This is a genomic window from Prosthecobacter sp., from assembly GCF_044236155.1.
GTDB lineage: Bacteria > Verrucomicrobiota > Verrucomicrobiia > Verrucomicrobiales > Verrucomicrobiaceae > Prosthecobacter.
Map to the genome: position 1 here is coordinate 85,783 of NZ_JBIIHA010000015.1, position 14,910 is coordinate 100,692.

A 14,910-nucleotide genomic window follows, 5' to 3' on the forward strand; every position below is an offset into this window, starting at 1 on the left:
TGGGACACTTGGTCAGTCGATCAGCATCCTTCGACGCCTGCTCTGACCTGCTGAACCACTGACCTACCATGCTCGCTCGCACCCTCTCCCTCCTCGCCGCCACCGCATCACTCATCAACGCGGCCCCGAGCGAGCATGTCATCCTCGTCAGCATCGACGGCTGGGCGCATCATTATTTCGATGATCCCAAGTGCCACATGCCCGCGGTGAAGTCGCTCGCGGCGAATGGTGTGCGGGCGAAACGGATGGAGTGCTCGTTTCCGACGGTGACTTGGACCAATCACACCACGCTGGTCACCGGTGTGCATCCCGCAAAACACGGCGTTCTCGCCAACGCATACTTTGATCGTGCGACGCGGAAAAAGGTGCTGCTCATTCCCGATCCGCTCTTCAACAAGGACGAGATCGTCAAGACACCCACGATCTATGACGCGGCCAAGGCCGCAGGCCTGACCACGGCAGGCGTCATCTGGCCCGCCTCACGCGGCGCCAAGACACTCGACTGGACCGTGCCGGATGTGTTTGAGCAGGAGCTGTTCGAGAAATACGGCACGCCTTCGCTGCTTGAGGAAGCTCGCGCCGCCGGCATCCCCGTCGAAAAGCAGATGGAATGGTGCAAACTTGGCAACGCAGGCAAGGCGCAGCGCGATTACATGTACACGTTGCTCGCCACGCACATCATCAAGAAGCACAAGCCGAACTTCCTCGCGATTCACCTCGTCAGTCTTGATTCGTTCGAGCACGCTCATGGCCGCCAGGTGCCGGAGGCCTACTGGGCTGCAAATGACTCTGACAACCGTGTCGCCGACCTGATTAGAGCCACCGAAGAAGCCGGTATTCGCGAGAAAACGACCTTTGTCATCACCACCGACCACGGTTTCGTCACCTTCACGAAATCGATCAACGCCAACGCGGCGCTGCGGAAGGAAGGATTCGTCAAAGCCGTGCTCGGCAAGAACCTCGCACCCGATTCCCAGGTCTTCGCCATGGCCGAGGGAGGCGCGTGCTTCGTCTATGTGCTCGATGAAGCGAATCGCGAGAGCGTTTTGAAGCAGATCACGCCAACACTCGCGAAGTTGAAAGGTGTGAGCGGCGTGGCGGAAGCCAGGGACTTCGACAGCAAGCTCCACCACCTCACCGCCGACAAGGACGGCCGCGAGCCCGACCTCGTATTGCTCGCAGGCGACGGATACACCTTCACTGACTCGCTCGCCGATAACGATGTGATCATCCCGAACGATCCGCCGAAGGGTGCTCACGGCCATTACCACCTCGACCCCAACCTCTACGGAAGCATCGTCATCAGCGGAGCAGGCGTGAAACAGGGCGTCGTGCTCGATGAGGTGAAAAATATCGACGTCACCCCGACGATGGCGAAACTCCTCGGCTTCCCCTTCCCCGGTGCCGACGGTCGTGTGCTTGACGAGGCTCTCAAATAAGCGAACGCCGCTTGCCTCCTCAGCCAAAGCTCAACGCTTGCGATGCCTGTCAGATGACAGGCTGCGACAATAAAGACTTATATAAATCAAAATGGTGGAGGCGAGGGGAGTTGAACCCCTGTCCGAATAACCCGTGCCCGTAGCATCTCCATGCTCAGTCACTCATTTGATCTCGGTGGGAGCCGACGAGGGACAGCCTGCTCTTCACCCAGCGTCCTGTTTGATCTCGACTGTGACCCGGTCGCCCGGCCATCAGCCCAGCCTGGTGGTGTCATCGTTCAGGCTACCAGACATCGCCTGAAAGATGTCGCGGGGCTTAAGCCGCGAGAGCGAGCTCGTTAGAGTTCACATTTATTGGTTTGATCCGGTGATTAACGAGGCCAACGAATCATCCTCGGCATGCAGCTCCGAACTAAGGCTACCCGTCGAAACCAGTACGCCCCCGTTTGAAGTTGGGAGTAGAAGATACTGCCCTGGGCGGAAAGAGCAAGCTCTGCCTCATTCGGCATTCGACTTTCCCCATTCGTCATTCAATTTCCCCGCCCTCATGCCTCTCAAGCTCCACGACACCCTGACCCGCTCCGACCGCGAAGTGAAGCCGCTCGACGGCAAAACTCTGCGCTTCTACTGCTGCGGCCCCACGGTCTATGGTCCGGCGCACATCGGGAACTTCCGCACCTTCGTGGCGCAGGATGTGATGCGGCGCGTCGTGGAAGCCTCGGGCACGCCCACTCTGCACGTGCGCAACATCACCGACGTGGATGACAAGACGATTCGCGACTCCCAGAAGGCCGGTCAGACGCTCACCGACTTTACCCGAAGCTGGACGGAGAAATTTCACGCCGATTGCGCCGCCCTGAACCTGCTGCCGCCGCAAGTCGAGCCGAGCGCCGTGGCGCACATCCCGCATCAGATCGCGATGATCGAAAAACTCATCGCCAACGGCCACGCTTACGCCGCTGCGGACGGCAGCGTGTATTTCCGCGTCTCCTCGTTCAAGGATTACGGCAAGCTCAGCCATCTGGAAGACCGTGAACTGCGGCTTGGCGCCAGCGAAGCGGCCAGCGCGACCGATAGCGACGAGTACACGAAGGATTCCCTCACCGATTTCGCCCTCTGGAAGGCCCGGAAGCCCGAAGATGGCGCAAATTACTGGCCCAGCCCCTGGGGCGAGGGCCGTCCCGGCTGGCACCTCGAATGCAGCGCGATGATTCTCGAGTATCTCGGCGAGGACTTCGACCTGCATAGCGGCGGAGTCGATTTGATTTTTCCGCATCACGAGAACGAGATCGCGCAGAGCTGCTGCAGCACGCACGGCAAATTCGCGCATCACTGGATGCACGTCGCCCATCTCATGGTTGATGGCGGCAAGATGAGCAAGAGCCTCGGCAATCTCTACACGCTGGCCGATCTCGCCCAGCGTGGCTACAGCGCCGCCGAGGTGCGCTACGTGCTCATCTCCGGCCACTATCGGGCTCCGCTGAACTTCACGATGCACAGCCTCGATTCGGCACGCCAAGCGCTGCAAAAGCTGGCAAAGGCCGACAAAGCCCTCTCGGCCATTTCTCCAACACTCCAACACTCGAACTCTCCCGGCCCCTTCCAAGACGCCTGGGACACACTGCTGAGCGATCTGAACGTCCCCGGTGCCCTCGGCGGCATCTTTGGCGTGCTCAACAAGCTAAAGCCAGCCTCGCTCTCGAACGAAGAAGCCGCCGCAGTGCGCAATGGACTGCATTTCATGCTGAGGGCTCTCGGCATCGTGCTTCCTAGCGTTCTCGAAAATGTCGTTGCCGAGGTGCCTGAAGACATCCAGACACTCGCTCAGCAGCGCTGGGATGCCAAACAGGCCAAAGATTGGGCCACGGCGGACACTTTAAGAAAACAGCTCGAAGCCGCAGGCTGGCTGATCAAAGACAGCAAAGAAGGATTCACCGTTGTTCAGAAGTAATAGTCATCCACCCACCATGAAAAGCATCTCACTCCTCGTCGTTCTCTCGCTTTCCACGCTCCATGCCGAAGACTGGCAGCCGGAAGCCAGCTTCACCTCTCTTTTCAATGGGAAGGACCTCACGGGCTGGTGCTTCCGAGAGAAAACCAAGAAGGACGATCCGAATCCGGGCAAAATCCTGGAGAAACACGACGGCAAGACGGAGGCCGCCGATGCTGGCCGCTACATCGTGAAGGACGGAGCCATTGCGGTCACCTTCCCGAACGAGGCGGACAAACTGACCGGCCAGCTCTACACCGTGGCCGAGTTCCCGAAGAATTTTGTGCTCAAGCTCGAGTTCCGCGCCAGCGTGAACGCCGACAGCGGAGTCTTCATCCGCAAACCGCAACTCCAGTGCCGCGACTACCTCGTGGCCGGGCCTTACAAGGATTTGAAGCAGTACAAGCCGCAGGAGTGGAACCAGATGATCGTCGAAGTGAAGGACGGCGTCGCGCACTGCACCTGCAATGGCGAAGTCCTCGAAGCCGCGCTCGCGCTTCCCGCCACCGGCCCCATCGGCCTCGAAGGCGACCGTGGCGTGATGGAATACCGCCATATCCAGCTCAAGGAGCTGCCCTGAGAGCAAGAAGAGCGCTCCGGCGTCGTAGCAGTTTCACCCCCTATGAAACACCTGCATCGCCGCCAATTCCTGCGCGACCTCGGCGTCTCCGCCGCGGCTTTCCCCTTCCTGTCCGGCCTGCCCAGTGTGACCGGCGCACCTGCACCGCAGAAGCGCCAGCGACTGATCATCATGTTTTCGCCGAACGGCACGCTGCCGAACGAGTTCTGGCCGGATCAAGAGGGCAGCGAGTTCAGTTTCAAATCCATCTTGAAGCCTCTGGAGCCTTTCAAGAAGCAGATGCTCGTCCTCCACGGCATTGCCAACAAGGTGCGTGGCGATGGCGACAGCCACATGCGCGGCATGAGCTGCCTGCTCACCTGCGACGAGCTCATGAAGGGCAACATCATGGGCGGCGGCGGAAATCCCGCCGGATGGGCCAGCAGCATCTCCATCGACCAGGAGCTCAAAAACTTCCTCCAGAGCCGGAAAGAAACCAAAACGCGTTTTGGCTCGCTCGAGTTCGGCGTGGCTGTCCCTGACCGTGCCGACCCATGGACACGCATGAGCTACGCGGGCCCAAACCAGCCCGTGGCACCGATTGACGACCCGCACCAGATTTTGAAGAAGGTGTATGGCAAGATGAAGGACAAGGAGAGCCTCGTCAGCATTCTCGACGATGTGCGCGAAGATCTGAAACGCGTGTCGAACAAGCTCAGCGCCCGCGACAAAGCCCTGCTCGACCAGCACATGACACTCGTGCGCAGCCTCGAACAAGATTTGGCCGATGCGGACAAGGTGGGCAAGCTCACGCATCCCGTGCCTGCCGTCGATCCCAGCATCGAACTGGTGAACGACAACACGCCGCAGATCAGCCGCATTCAGATCGACCTCCTCGTCAACTCGCTCGCCAACGACATGGCCCGCGTGGCCACGCTGCAATACATGCGCAGCGTCGGCATGGCGCAGATGCGCTGGCTGGGTGTCGAGGAGGGGCACCACAGCCTCTCGCACGATCCGGACGACAAGAAGGACAGCTACGAGAAGCTCATGAAGATCAACACGTGGTTCGCCGGCGAGTTCGCCTATCTCGCGAAGCGCCTCAGCGAGATTCCCGAGCCTGCAGGAGACGGCTCCATGCTCGACAACACGCTCCTCGTGTGGACCAACGAGCTCGGCAAAGGCAACACACACACGCTCGACAACATCCCCTACGTCATGGTCGGCGGCGGTTTCGGCTTCAAGATGGGCCGCAGCCTCAAATTCGACAAGGCCGCTCACAACCGCCTCTGGATGTCCGTCGCACACGCGATGGGCCACGACTTGCAGACCTTCGGCAGGAAGGAGCTTTGCGAGGGCGGAGCTCTAGATCTGGCGTGACCAGACTTCTCCGCACGATCATCAATCCAGCGTCTTCTTCGGCGCGGCGATGCGAACTCGATTCCTGAGCTTGGGATCCTCCGGCGGAGTCGGTGTGAGGCGCTGCACCTCGAAGCCGGACACGTTGAGAGTGAGGTCCAGCTTGGCGAGAAACTCCCATGTTGCGGGAACGCCGATCTCGTCGGCGATACGCCGCGCCTCGTGGTAGGTTTCAAAGGCGTCCGGCATGACTTGGAACAAAGCGACGCCGCTGGGATCGGCCTTGATATCGCGCATGAGCCGGATGTAAGCCGAGTTCGGCTGCTTCATCGACTCGATGGTCTCGCCACCTCCGCCCTTCGGCGTGAGGGCGAGTTGCACGAGGTTCCCAGCGGGATTGATCTTCGGCTCGAAAGCATAAGAACCGGCGATCAGCGGATTGGCGGCCGCACGCTGCAGTAGTGCGACGACGCGTGTGGCATCATAAATGGTGCGCGCCTTGCTGGCGTCCTCGATGCCCTTGAGCTTGGCGAGATCCTGGAAGTACCCGACGACATCCTTGGGCGTGGCCTTGACCTCCTGGGTGTTCGCGCCCCAGGAGAAGGTGATCTTGCCACCGGCGGATACGGCCTTGATGACAGGTTTCGCAGGGTCGCGGGATGGATCGAGCTTCACCCATGCGGAGACATCGCCTTTTGCCGCAGTAACGACAGCGGCGGCCACGTTTTGCATGGGCTGCCCGGTGACACGGGCGATGTCGGCCAATGCTGCGAGAAGTTGCTTCGTGGCAGGCAGACCACCGGCAGTCAGCGCCTTGTAGGCCAGCGCCGCCTGCTCGATCTGTACGCGATTGACGAGACCTGCGATCTCCGGCCAGGCTTTCTGCGCGTTCGCTGGCGATCCTAGCAGCGCCTCAAGCAACTTAGCAAAGGGTGTGTATTCGACGCGCTGATACTCGAGCTGCGACTTCACCTTTTCCATGCCTTCGAGGATGGGCTGGAGGAACTTGGCCTGGTTGAGCGTGAGCACGCCCTGCTTGGCGACGAGAATGCGCGTCTCATCCGGCTTTTCGGGATACGGACGCGGGTTGGGAAGGCGGATGTAGGTGGGAGGCGGCGGTTTGAACTCCGGCGTCTCATCCAGCAAGGCATTGAGCCGCTCAACTTCGGCAAGCAGCTTGTCGGTGGAGGCCTTCTGGGCATCGCGCTCTTTTTTGCGCTCCTCGAGCTGCTTTTTGAAGGCATCCAGGTCCATGAACTTCATCTTGGACTGCAATTCGGAGGTATCGACGGTCTTGAGGTCTTCGACCACTTTTTTGAGATCGGTCTCGGCCTGCTTTTGCTTCTGGTCCACCTCATCCTCGGTGGGCAGCGGCGTCTTCTTTTGCGCCAGTTCTTTGAGCTTTTGCAATTCCTCCGGTGTGACGGGGGGGAGGTCCGAAAGGACCGTTTTGACAATGTTAGCGACGCTGAGTCCGACCATGACGAGCACGATGATGAGCACGCCGACGACATTCGTCATCGTGTCCATCAGGGCGACGAACGGCAGTTCCTGCTCCTCGTGTTTGTGTTTGGGCATGGTTCAGGTGGTTTTCTTCGGTGCTTCAGCCTTCTTGGGGCCTGCGGGCGGCGGGGCCTTTCCAGGCGCGGGCGCGGCGGCGGCCGGAGGCGGCGTGATTTTTCCGCGGTATTTTTCAAAGAGGGCGAGATCGAGCACGCCACGACCGGGAACCGGCAGCTTGCCGACTCGAATCTTGTAGTCACTCTCGGCACGACCGGCTCCGTTGTTGAAGGCGCCCTGACCATCATCACGCACGAGGAACAAGATGAAGGACTTCGGATTTTTGGCCAACTCGGTCAGAAAATGATTGTAGGCCACGTCGGCGACCACCACCTCGGCGGCGGCGCTCAGGCGATAATCCTCCCCCCATGCGCCCAAAATCTTCAAGGCGCCGCTGCCCGCCTCGACGAAGTAGGCCTTCGTGTCCTCCGGCATGCCGCTGCCGGAGGGCTGCACGATCACCGGCGGGATTTTCTTGTCCGCGGGCACCTGCCGTTTCTTCAATTCGGCCAAGAGCTTCGTGATCTCCGCCTGGCTTTCCTTCTGCTGCTCCTTGAGGCCGAAAATCTCAGTGAGCAGGTCGTCGAGCTCCTTCTGCATCTGCTGGCTGATCTTGAGATTGGCGTCCATGATCTCCTGCGAGGTGGTCAGGAGCTTGCGTAGCTTGATGAAACGCTGCTGCTTCTCATCGATCTGCTTCTGAAGTGACTCCAGCGTGGCGATCTTCTCCTTGAGCACGATCTCCTTGACCTCGCGCTCCTTGATCTCCTTGCGCAGCTTCTTGGCCTCCTGCGCCATCTCCACCTCGGCTTCCGGGCGGCCGTCGGTCTGCTCGGTCATGGAGACGCAGAGCACGACGATGATGAGCACCAGCACTCCGATCAGGGAGCAAAGAATGTCCAGGAAGGGGATCAGGAGGATCTCTTCGCTGCCTTTCTTCTTGTGCTTGGCCATGACGGTTGCGGGTGAGCGGGTGCTGCCTGGTCAGTCGCGGCTGAACCAGCCTTTTTTCTTCACCTGATGAATCATGATCTGCTTGCCGCCGAGTTCGGACAGCAGCGTGTTCAAAGACTGGATGCCGCTGGCGAGCGCACGCGTGTAATCGGTGGTGGTCTTCACGCTGTCCTTCACGGCGTTTGTGAGGTCGTCGCGCATGCGGTTGAGCGCGGTGGCAAACTCGGCGTCCACGCGCTGCTGATGCGCGGCGGCGCGTTTGTCGAGGTTGTCGGCCTGTTCCTTGATCTGCTTGGACAGCGCGTTGAGGTCGGTGAGGAACTCTTTCTGCGAGTTTGCGACGGCTTTGACGAGCGTGTCCATCAGACCGTTCGTGTCGCCCCCGGCGATGCCGCCGCCGTCATTGAGGCGAGGGAGAAGCACCTCGTTGCAGAAGGCGTCGATGGTGTTGAGGTTGTCATCCTCCGCCTTGGCGAGGGCGTTCATCGGGAAGTTCAGCAGCGTGGCGAGCACGAGGCCGAGCAGCGTGGCGTCGAAGGCGGTGCCAAGGCCGCCGGTCACGTTTTGCAACGTTGACTTCACCTGCTTGAGGTCGTCCATGTCGCTGAAGTTCATGCCGCCGATGGCGTGTGAAAGACCAATGACGGTGCCGATGAAGCCCAGGAGCGGAATGGCCCAGAGGAAGGCCTTGGTAAGCGTGTAACTGCCGCTGATGCGCATGCCGTCGATCTCCGACTGGCTGGAGAGCATGTGGCTGACATCCCCGGCGTTTTGTTTCACCTCGAAGAGTTCGAGCGCCTTGCGGATGCGGTTCACCATCATGCTGTCACGCAGGCGGTGCGGCAGCTTGTAGAGGTGATCGATGAAGGCACCGACATTGTCGCGGTTGATCTCCGCCCCCAGTTCCCATGGCAGCACGTCGAGCATCAGGGCCTGGCGCTGGTGGCTGAGCTTTTGCAGCTTGAGATAAAGGATCGACATCGCCCAGGTGAAAAAGAGCGTGTTCGTGAAGCTGACGGCCATGTGCTTGTAGAACAGCGACGCGACAAACTGCATCGTCGTGAACTTCGCCGACGGGGTGTCCTCAGGAGCCTGGAAGGGATACAGAATGCCCACCCAGGTGAGGAAAATGACAAAGCCGATGGCGAAGCACAGGAAGCCGTTCGGGTTGGTCGGGTCTTTCTCCTCCCAGCCTCCACGCTCACCTTGGCTCGTCGGCGCGGGAGCCTGCGGCTCCGGCGGCGGAGCGGAGGCACCATGCTCATACTCGGCCCCGAACGCGTCATTCGCATCAGAGGGCGGCTGGACACTGCTCGGCGCGGGAAGACCGGTGGGAGAGGGCAGGCTTGATGGAGGCGGCGGGGCACCGGCCACGCTGGCCGGAATGCTCAGCTTCGTGTTGCAGCCGGGACAGCGGACGATTTTTCCGGCCATTTCCGGCTCGGCCTTGAGCTGCATGTCACATGTGGGGCACTTGAACTTCACGGATGATTCCTCCTGGGTGATGTTTGAAAACAGACGCGCTACTACGTAGCGGAGAGTTCACTCCTTCGACAAGGTTTTTATTGGGGTGGCTTCTAAAGTCGAAGAAGTCCGGTCAGAGCAGCTCCTCGACGTAGCGCTTTGCGTCGAAGGGCTGGAAATCCTCCACACGCTCGCCGAGGCCGATGAAACGGGTGGGGACGCCGAGTTCCTGCTGGATGTTCACCAGCACGCCGCCTTTGCCGCTGCCGTCGAGTTTTGTCACGATCACGCCGGTCAGGGGGATGGCCTTGTGGAATTCACGCGCCTGCTGGAGCGCGTTCGAGCCTGTGGTGGCATCCACGACAAGCAGGACCTCATGCGGTGACTCGGGGTCTTTGCGGCCGAGGATGCGGTGAATCTTCTTCAGCTCCTCCATGAGGTTGTGCTTCGTGTGGAGACGGCCTGCGGTGTCACAGATGAGAAAATCGGCCTGCGTTTTGCGCGCCAGCTCGTAGCCATCGAAACAAACCGCGGCGGGGTCGCAATTGGGCGGGCCTTTGGCGAGCGGAATCTTCAAGCGATCCGCCCAGACTGTGAGCTGCTCGACCGCGGCGGCACGGAAGGTGTCGGCGGCGGCCAGCACGACCTTGTGGCCGCGCTGATGCAGCACATGGGCGAGCTTGGCGGTGCTGGTGGTCTTGCCAGTGCCGTTGACGCCGACCATGAGCAGCACTTTGGGTTTTCCAGGCAGCGGATCGAGCGGCGGAACGGTCTCCGGCAAAATCTTGCGCACATGCTCGCGGGCCACCTGCACGATGTCGGCCCCGTGCAGCGTGCGCTGGCGGGATTTGAGGTCGGCGATGATTTGCAGCGCGAGACGCGGCCCGAGATCACCCGCGATCAACGACGCCTCAAGCTCGTCCCATTCGATGTCGGGCTTCGTGAAGCGCTGGAGGAGGGATTTGAAGAAACCGGCCATGGAAAGAAAGGACGAATGTCGAAATCAGAACCGAATGAAGTGAGATGGAGGACTGAAAGGAGCCCGAAGGGTTGAGCGAAGCGAAATCAATGACGAATGCGCGTCAATCCTCGGACAGGGTTTCGACAGGGCGCTTCGGCTCGTTGTTGCGCAGAGTTCTGGCCAGTTTGTCGAGCACGCCGTTGACGAAGGAGCCGGATTCACCGGCGCTGAGGGCCTTGGCGATGTCGATGGCCTCGTTGAGGATGACCGGCGCGGGCACGTCCGGGCAGTGCAGCAACTCATAAGTCGCGACGCGCAGCACATTGCGGTCCACGGCGGCGAGACGCTCCATGCGGAAGTTTTGCAGCAACTCGGCGATGCGAGCGTCGATGTCCGGCTGGTGTTGCAACACGCCGTTGATCAGACTCTCAGCAAAGGCCCGGGTGGAGGCTTTCGCGCTATGAAGCGTCCAGAAAACTTCTGGTTCCGCAGGTTTTTCCGAGCCCTGCATGTCGCGGGCGAAAAGGAATTGGATGGCGGCTTCGCGGCCTTCGCGGCGTTTTCCCATGATGTTACGCGTGGTCAATGGGTTCGCCGGCGAAGCTGGCCTTCATCTTGCCGAACAGGTTGATCATCTTCACGCAGGTCTGCGCCGCTTCGGTGCCGCGGTTGATGGTCGCGCCGAGGCAGCGCTCCTCGGCCTGCTCCTCGGTTTCGACCAGCAGCACCTCGTGAATGACAGGAATGCAGTGTTTCACCGCCATCTGCTGCAAAGCATCGGTCACAGACGCGCCGACGAGGTCCGCATGCTCGGTGGAGCCGCGGATGATGACTCCAAGCGCGATCACCGCATCCGGCGCGCTGCCACGCAGCACGAGCTCGGCACAAACCGGAATCTCAAAGGCTCCCGGGACACGATACACATCGACCAAGGCGTTCGGTGCGATGACCTCGATCTCCTCTTTCGCGGCATTCAACAGGCCTTGAACGAACTGGTTGTTGTAAAGCGAGGCGACGATCGCGATGGTGATCGGCTCCTGGGTGGGACGCGGGCGGCTGGAGGCGTAATTCGACATGGATGACGTGTGAGCGTGGGGACGATAATGACGAAATCAGAACGATGAATGACGAATGAACGACAATGCCCCAAGGAAGAAATGCTCAGAAAGGAGTTGGTTCATGGGAGCTTTGGACTTGGAGATTTTTTTCGTCATTCGCCATTCGGGTTTCGTCATTCACAACTTGTGGCCCATTTTTCTCTTCTTGGTTTCGAGATAGCGGGCGTTTTCCGGCTTGGGCGGGGATTTGACGGGCACCTGCTCGGTGATTTCGAGCTTGTGGCCTTCGAGACCGACGACCTTGCGCGGGTTGTTGGTCATGAGCTTGATCTTCCGCACGCCGAGATCGGAGATGATCTGCGCGCCGATGCCGTAGTCGCGCAGATCCATCGGGAAGCCGAGCTTGAGGTTCGCCTCGACGGTGTCGAGACCCTGCTCCTGGAGCTTGTAGGCGAGAATCTTGCCATGCAGGCCGATGCCGCGTCCTTCATGGCCGCGCATGTAAACGATGATCCCCTTCCCTTCCTCCGCGATGTGCCGCATGGCTGAATGGAGCTGGCTGCCGCAATCACAGCGGCGGGAGGCAAACACATCCCCGGTGAGGCATTCGCTGTGCACTCGCACGAGCGTGGGAGAGTTGGGCGTGATGTCGCCCATGACGAGGGCGACGTGATGCACGCCGTCGAGACTGCTCTTGTAGAGGTGCAGCTTGAAGGTGCCGAAGTCGGTGGGCATGTCCACGACCTCGATTTTCTCGACCAGCTTCTCGCTCAGGCGGCGATGGGCGATGAGATCGGCGATGCTGCACATCTTGAGGCCGTGTTTCTTTGCGAACTTCTTCAAATCGGCCAGACGCGCCATGGTGCCGTCGGCGTTCATGATTTCGATCAGCACGCCGGCCTCGCGCAAGCCGGCCAGGCGGGCCAGATCGACCGCCGCCTCGGTGTGACCGGCGCGACGGAGCACTCCGCCGGGCTTGGCTACAAGAGGGTTGATGTGGCCGGGCTGCACGAGGTCATCCGGATTGCTCTTCGGATCAGCTAGGAGGCGGATGGTGCGCGTGCGGTCGGCGGCACTGATGCCGGTGCTGATGCCCTTGGCCGCATCGACAGTGATGGTGAAGTCCGTGCGGAAGGCTTCGCGGTTTTCCGGCACCATGCTGGCCAGGTTGAGCCGCTGGGCGATTTCGAGCGAGACGGGCACGCAGAGCATGCCACCTCCCTGACGCACCATGAAGTTCACCATCTCGGGGGTGATTTTTTCGGCCGCGCAGATGAGGTCGCCCTCGTTTTCGCGGTCCTCGTCGTCGGTGACGATCACCATGCGCCCGGCGCGGATGTCTGCGATGACAGCTTCGACGGAATCAAAGGCGACGGGCTTCGGGCGGGGCATGAGAGGTGTGGGAAAGAGCCAGTGCCGGCGTGGGCGGCATTCGGGGGCGGATGTTTTAGCCGGTTGAGGGATGTTTTCCAGCACGAGCTTGGTTTTTCGTTGCCGCAGCGGAGCGGCTTCGCGTAATGTCGGCCCATGCCACCACCGCCGAAAGTCAAACGCCCGTCCGCCATCACGGTAGGGGAGTTTTTCCAGGAGAACGAAAAGGCGCTCAAATTGAAGCTGATCGGCTCCAACTCGGGCTACTCACGCAGGATCAGCGAACCGTCCGTGAACCGGCCGGGCCTGGCATTGTCCGGCTTCTTCACCTACTTCGCCTACAAGCGCATCCAGGTGATCGGTAACTCGGAACACTCCTTCCTGGAAGGCCTTGAGCCGAAGCTGCGTGCGGCACGCTTCAGCCAGCTCTGCTCCTGGGACATCCCTTGCATCGTCGTGGCACGCGGCCTCCGGCTGGGAGATGACTTGATCGAAATCGCGAACTCCGCCGGCATCACCGTCTTCCAGACGAGCATGATGACGATGAAATTCCTCAACGCGGCCACGATCAAGCTGGAGTGGGCCTCCGCCCCGACCCTGCTTCTGCATGGTTGCATGGTGGATGTGCAGGGCATCGGCGTGCTGATCCAGGGGGACAGCGGCGCCGGAAAAAGCGAAAGCGTCATCGGCCTGCTGCAGCGCGGTGCCAGCCTGGTGGCGGACGATGTTGTGCGGCTGCGTCTGATCGAAGACCGCGAAATCGTCGGCTCCGCGCCCGATCTGACCCGTGGAATGATCGAAATCCGCGGCCTCGGCATCCTGAACGTGGCGGCTCTGTTCGGAGTCGGTGCCGTGCGCCTGAGCAAACGGCTGGATTTCATCGTGGAACTGGTGCGCGGCGCCAAATCCGCCGAGCTGGAACGCGTGGGCGTGAGCACCGACTCCCGCGACCTGATGGGCCTGAAGGTGGAGCGCGTGGAACTGCCGGTGGAGCCGGGCCGCGATGTGGCGGGACTCATCGAACTGGCCGCCATCAACTTCAAGCTCCGCACCTTCGGCTACAACAGCGCCGTGGAGTTTGACCAAAGGTTGTTGAAAAAGATGTCTGATGATCAATTAGGTTAACCTGCGTTTCCGACCACCCAGCAATGAGCATCGAAAAAGAACTCACCATACGCAACAAGATGGGCATGCACGCCCGTCCGGCGGCTCAGTTCGTCAAACGCGCGAGCAAATACCAGTGCGACGTCTGGGTGGAGAAGGATGACGAGCCGGTGAACGGCAAGAGCATCATGGGCCTCATGATGCTGGCCGCCGGCCGAGGGGAAAAGATCAAGATCATTGCCGACGGCAATGACGCGGAAGCCGCGGTCGCCGATCTGGAAGAACTCGTCACGTCGGGCTTTGGCGACGTGGAGTAAATCTTCGCACACCCCAGAACCGGTCTCACTTCTCCGCTGGAGGCGCCGGACGTGACATCACACGGACCTCGGTCCCATCCTGCACCGGTGGTGGAGTTTCTTTCAGCATCTCCAGCATCATCGCACCGATCAGGTAGATCAGTCCGCCGCCCAAACCAGCCCCGATGGCGATGAAACGCCGCTGCCAAGTGTGCTCGCGGTCGATCGCCCACCAGAAGCGCATGCAAAGCATGATCCACAGGATGCTGGCGCCCAGAACGAGAAGATGGCCGGAGGTCATGGGGCCAATGTGGCGTGTATCAAGGGATTGGGCGACAAGAAAAACAAAGCCCCGCTTTCGGCGGGGCCTTGCACACAATCGAGCTTAACAACGGGTGGATTAACGCTTCGAGAACTGGAAGCGCTTGCGGGCGCCCGGACGGCCGGGCTTCTTGCGCTCCTTGGCGCGTGAATCACGGGTGAGCAGGCCGTTCTGCTTGAGCAGCGGACGAAGCTCGGGATTCACGCGGATCAGGGCGCGGGCGATGCCGAGGCGGACCGCACCGACCTGGCCGGTGGAACCACCGCCGGAGGCGTTGACCTTGAAATCATAGGACTGGCGGGAGTTCGTGAGCGCCAGCGGGAAGAGAATCTGGTTCTGCAGGGCGACGGTCGGGAAGTACTCTTCGAAGTCGCGGCCGTTGACGGTGATGCTGCCGGCACCTTCGGTGATATAGACGCGGGCGATGGCGGTCTTACGGCGTCCTGTGGCGTTTTGGAGTGGCTTGCTCATGC

15 protein-coding genes and 1 other RNA gene are annotated in these 14,910 nt (G+C 60.7%); 6 read left to right on the forward strand and 10 right to left on the reverse strand.

Annotated elements, in window-relative coordinates:
- Positions 1 to 68: 68 nt before the first annotated feature.
- The gene (locus ACILSE_RS14150) at positions 69 to 1,439 is read left to right on the forward strand and encodes an alkaline phosphatase family protein (protein WP_395718056.1); all 1,371 of its coding nucleotides are present in this window, start codon (positions 69 to 71) and stop codon (positions 1,437 to 1,439) included.
- 92 nt (positions 1,440 to 1,531) lie between these two features.
- On the opposite strand, the gene ssrA is transcribed toward ACILSE_RS14150, so the two are convergent.
- Positions 1,532 to 1,883: a transfer-messenger RNA gene (ssrA, locus tag ACILSE_RS14155) on the reverse strand.
- A gap of 103 nt (positions 1,884 to 1,986) precedes the next feature.
- Between ssrA and cysS the strand changes: the two genes are divergently transcribed.
- From cysS to ACILSE_RS14170, 3 genes are read left to right on the forward strand one after another with little or no spacing between them, the layout of a single operon-like run.
- Positions 1,987 to 3,390 (forward strand): cysteine--tRNA ligase, encoded by a 1,404-nt coding sequence (cysS, locus tag ACILSE_RS14160; RefSeq protein ID WP_395718057.1) that lies wholly within the window; start codon positions 1,987 to 1,989, stop codon positions 3,388 to 3,390.
- 16 nt (positions 3,391 to 3,406) lie between these two features.
- A complete protein-coding gene (locus tag ACILSE_RS14165) occupies positions 3,407 to 4,009 on the forward strand; it encodes a DUF1080 domain-containing protein (protein ID WP_395718058.1) in 603 nt (200 codons plus the stop codon).
- A gap of 42 nt (positions 4,010 to 4,051) precedes the next feature.
- Positions 4,052 to 5,368, forward strand: coding sequence for a DUF1552 domain-containing protein (locus ACILSE_RS14170; protein ID WP_395718059.1), 1,317 nt, complete (start codon positions 4,052 to 4,054; stop codon positions 5,366 to 5,368).
- 21 nt (positions 5,369 to 5,389) lie between these two features.
- On the opposite strand, the gene ACILSE_RS14175 is transcribed toward ACILSE_RS14170, so the two are convergent.
- From ACILSE_RS14175 to ACILSE_RS14205, 7 genes are all read right to left on the reverse strand, one after another.
- Positions 5,390 to 6,925 carry a hypothetical protein gene (locus tag ACILSE_RS14175; protein ID WP_395718060.1) on the reverse strand — a complete coding sequence of 512 codons (1,536 nt, stop codon included), beginning with the start codon at positions 6,923 to 6,925 and terminating at the stop codon, positions 5,390 to 5,392.
- A 3-nt stretch (positions 6,926 to 6,928) separates the two neighbouring features.
- Positions 6,929 to 7,861, reverse strand: a complete 933-nt coding sequence (locus ACILSE_RS14180; protein ID WP_395718061.1) for a hypothetical protein — start codon at positions 7,859 to 7,861, stop codon at positions 6,929 to 6,931.
- A 30-nt stretch (positions 7,862 to 7,891) separates the two neighbouring features.
- On the reverse strand, positions 7,892 to 9,346 hold the full coding sequence (locus tag ACILSE_RS14185; protein WP_395718062.1) for a MotA/TolQ/ExbB proton channel family protein: 1,455 nt from the start codon (positions 9,344 to 9,346) through the stop codon (positions 7,892 to 7,894).
- A gap of 112 nt (positions 9,347 to 9,458) precedes the next feature.
- Entirely contained in the window at positions 9,459 to 10,304 is an 846-nt protein-coding gene (ftsY, locus tag ACILSE_RS14190; RefSeq protein WP_395718063.1) for a signal recognition particle-docking protein FtsY, read from the reverse strand.
- A 103-nt stretch (positions 10,305 to 10,407) separates the two neighbouring features.
- Positions 10,408 to 10,854, reverse strand: coding sequence for a transcription antitermination factor NusB (gene nusB / locus ACILSE_RS14195; RefSeq protein ID WP_395718064.1), 447 nt, complete (start codon positions 10,852 to 10,854; stop codon positions 10,408 to 10,410).
- Between the two features lie 4 nt (positions 10,855 to 10,858).
- Positions 10,859 to 11,362, reverse strand: coding sequence for a 6,7-dimethyl-8-ribityllumazine synthase (ribH, locus tag ACILSE_RS14200; RefSeq protein ID WP_395718065.1), 504 nt, complete (start codon positions 11,360 to 11,362; stop codon positions 10,859 to 10,861).
- A gap of 159 nt (positions 11,363 to 11,521) precedes the next feature.
- Positions 11,522 to 12,736, reverse strand: a complete 1,215-nt coding sequence (locus tag ACILSE_RS14205; RefSeq protein WP_395718066.1) for a bifunctional 3,4-dihydroxy-2-butanone-4-phosphate synthase/GTP cyclohydrolase II — start codon at positions 12,734 to 12,736, stop codon at positions 11,522 to 11,524.
- 135 nt (positions 12,737 to 12,871) lie between these two features.
- Here ACILSE_RS14205 and hprK point away from each other — a divergent pair, with 135 nt between their 5' ends.
- Both hprK and ACILSE_RS14215 read left to right on the forward strand, forming a co-directional pair.
- Entirely contained in the window at positions 12,872 to 13,840 is a 969-nt protein-coding gene (gene hprK / locus ACILSE_RS14210) for an HPr(Ser) kinase/phosphatase (RefSeq protein WP_395718067.1), read from the forward strand.
- A gap of 23 nt (positions 13,841 to 13,863) precedes the next feature.
- Positions 13,864 to 14,136, forward strand: coding sequence for an HPr family phosphocarrier protein (locus ACILSE_RS14215; protein WP_395718068.1), 273 nt, complete (start codon positions 13,864 to 13,866; stop codon positions 14,134 to 14,136).
- 25 nt (positions 14,137 to 14,161) lie between these two features.
- On the opposite strand, the gene ACILSE_RS14220 is transcribed toward ACILSE_RS14215, so the two are convergent.
- On the reverse strand, positions 14,162 to 14,416 hold the full coding sequence (locus tag ACILSE_RS14220; RefSeq protein ID WP_395718069.1) for a hypothetical protein: 255 nt from the start codon (positions 14,414 to 14,416) through the stop codon (positions 14,162 to 14,164).
- A 99-nt stretch (positions 14,417 to 14,515) separates the two neighbouring features.
- A complete protein-coding gene (gene rpsI, locus ACILSE_RS14225) occupies positions 14,516 to 14,908 on the reverse strand; it encodes a 30S ribosomal protein S9 (RefSeq protein WP_395718070.1) in 393 nt (130 codons plus the stop codon).
- Between the last annotated feature and the right edge of the window lie 2 nt (positions 14,909 to 14,910).

Coding starts and splice junctions, on each gene's coding strand:
- ACILSE_RS14150 (WP_395718056.1), top strand. CDS start 69: ATGCTCGCTCGCACCCTCTCCCTCCTCGCCGCCACCGCATCACTCATC.
- cysS (WP_395718057.1), top strand. CDS start 1,987: ATGCCTCTCAAGCTCCACGACACCCTGACCCGCTCCGACCGCGAAGTG.
- ACILSE_RS14165 (WP_395718058.1), top strand. CDS start 3,407: ATGAAAAGCATCTCACTCCTCGTCGTTCTCTCGCTTTCCACGCTCCAT.
- ACILSE_RS14170 (WP_395718059.1), top strand. CDS start 4,052: ATGAAACACCTGCATCGCCGCCAATTCCTGCGCGACCTCGGCGTCTCC.
- ACILSE_RS14175 (WP_395718060.1), bottom strand. CDS start 6,925: ATGCCCAAACACAAACACGAGGAGCAGGAACTGCCGTTCGTCGCCCTG.
- ACILSE_RS14180 (WP_395718061.1), bottom strand. CDS start 7,861: ATGGCCAAGCACAAGAAGAAAGGCAGCGAAGAGATCCTCCTGATCCCC.
- ftsY (WP_395718063.1), bottom strand. CDS start 10,304: ATGGCCGGTTTCTTCAAATCCCTCCTCCAGCGCTTCACGAAGCCCGAC.
- nusB (WP_395718064.1), bottom strand. CDS start 10,854: ATGGGAAAACGCCGCGAAGGCCGCGAAGCCGCCATCCAATTCCTTTTC.
- ribH (WP_395718065.1), bottom strand. CDS start 11,362: ATGTCGAATTACGCCTCCAGCCGCCCGCGTCCCACCCAGGAGCCGATC.
- ACILSE_RS14205 (WP_395718066.1), bottom strand. CDS start 12,736: ATGCCCCGCCCGAAGCCCGTCGCCTTTGATTCCGTCGAAGCTGTCATC.
- hprK (WP_395718067.1), top strand. CDS start 12,872: ATGCCACCACCGCCGAAAGTCAAACGCCCGTCCGCCATCACGGTAGGG.
- ACILSE_RS14215 (WP_395718068.1), top strand. CDS start 13,864: ATGAGCATCGAAAAAGAACTCACCATACGCAACAAGATGGGCATGCAC.
- ACILSE_RS14220 (WP_395718069.1), bottom strand. CDS start 14,416: ATGACCTCCGGCCATCTTCTCGTTCTGGGCGCCAGCATCCTGTGGATC.
- rpsI (WP_395718070.1), bottom strand. CDS start 14,908: ATGAGCAAGCCACTCCAAAACGCCACAGGACGCCGTAAGACCGCCATC.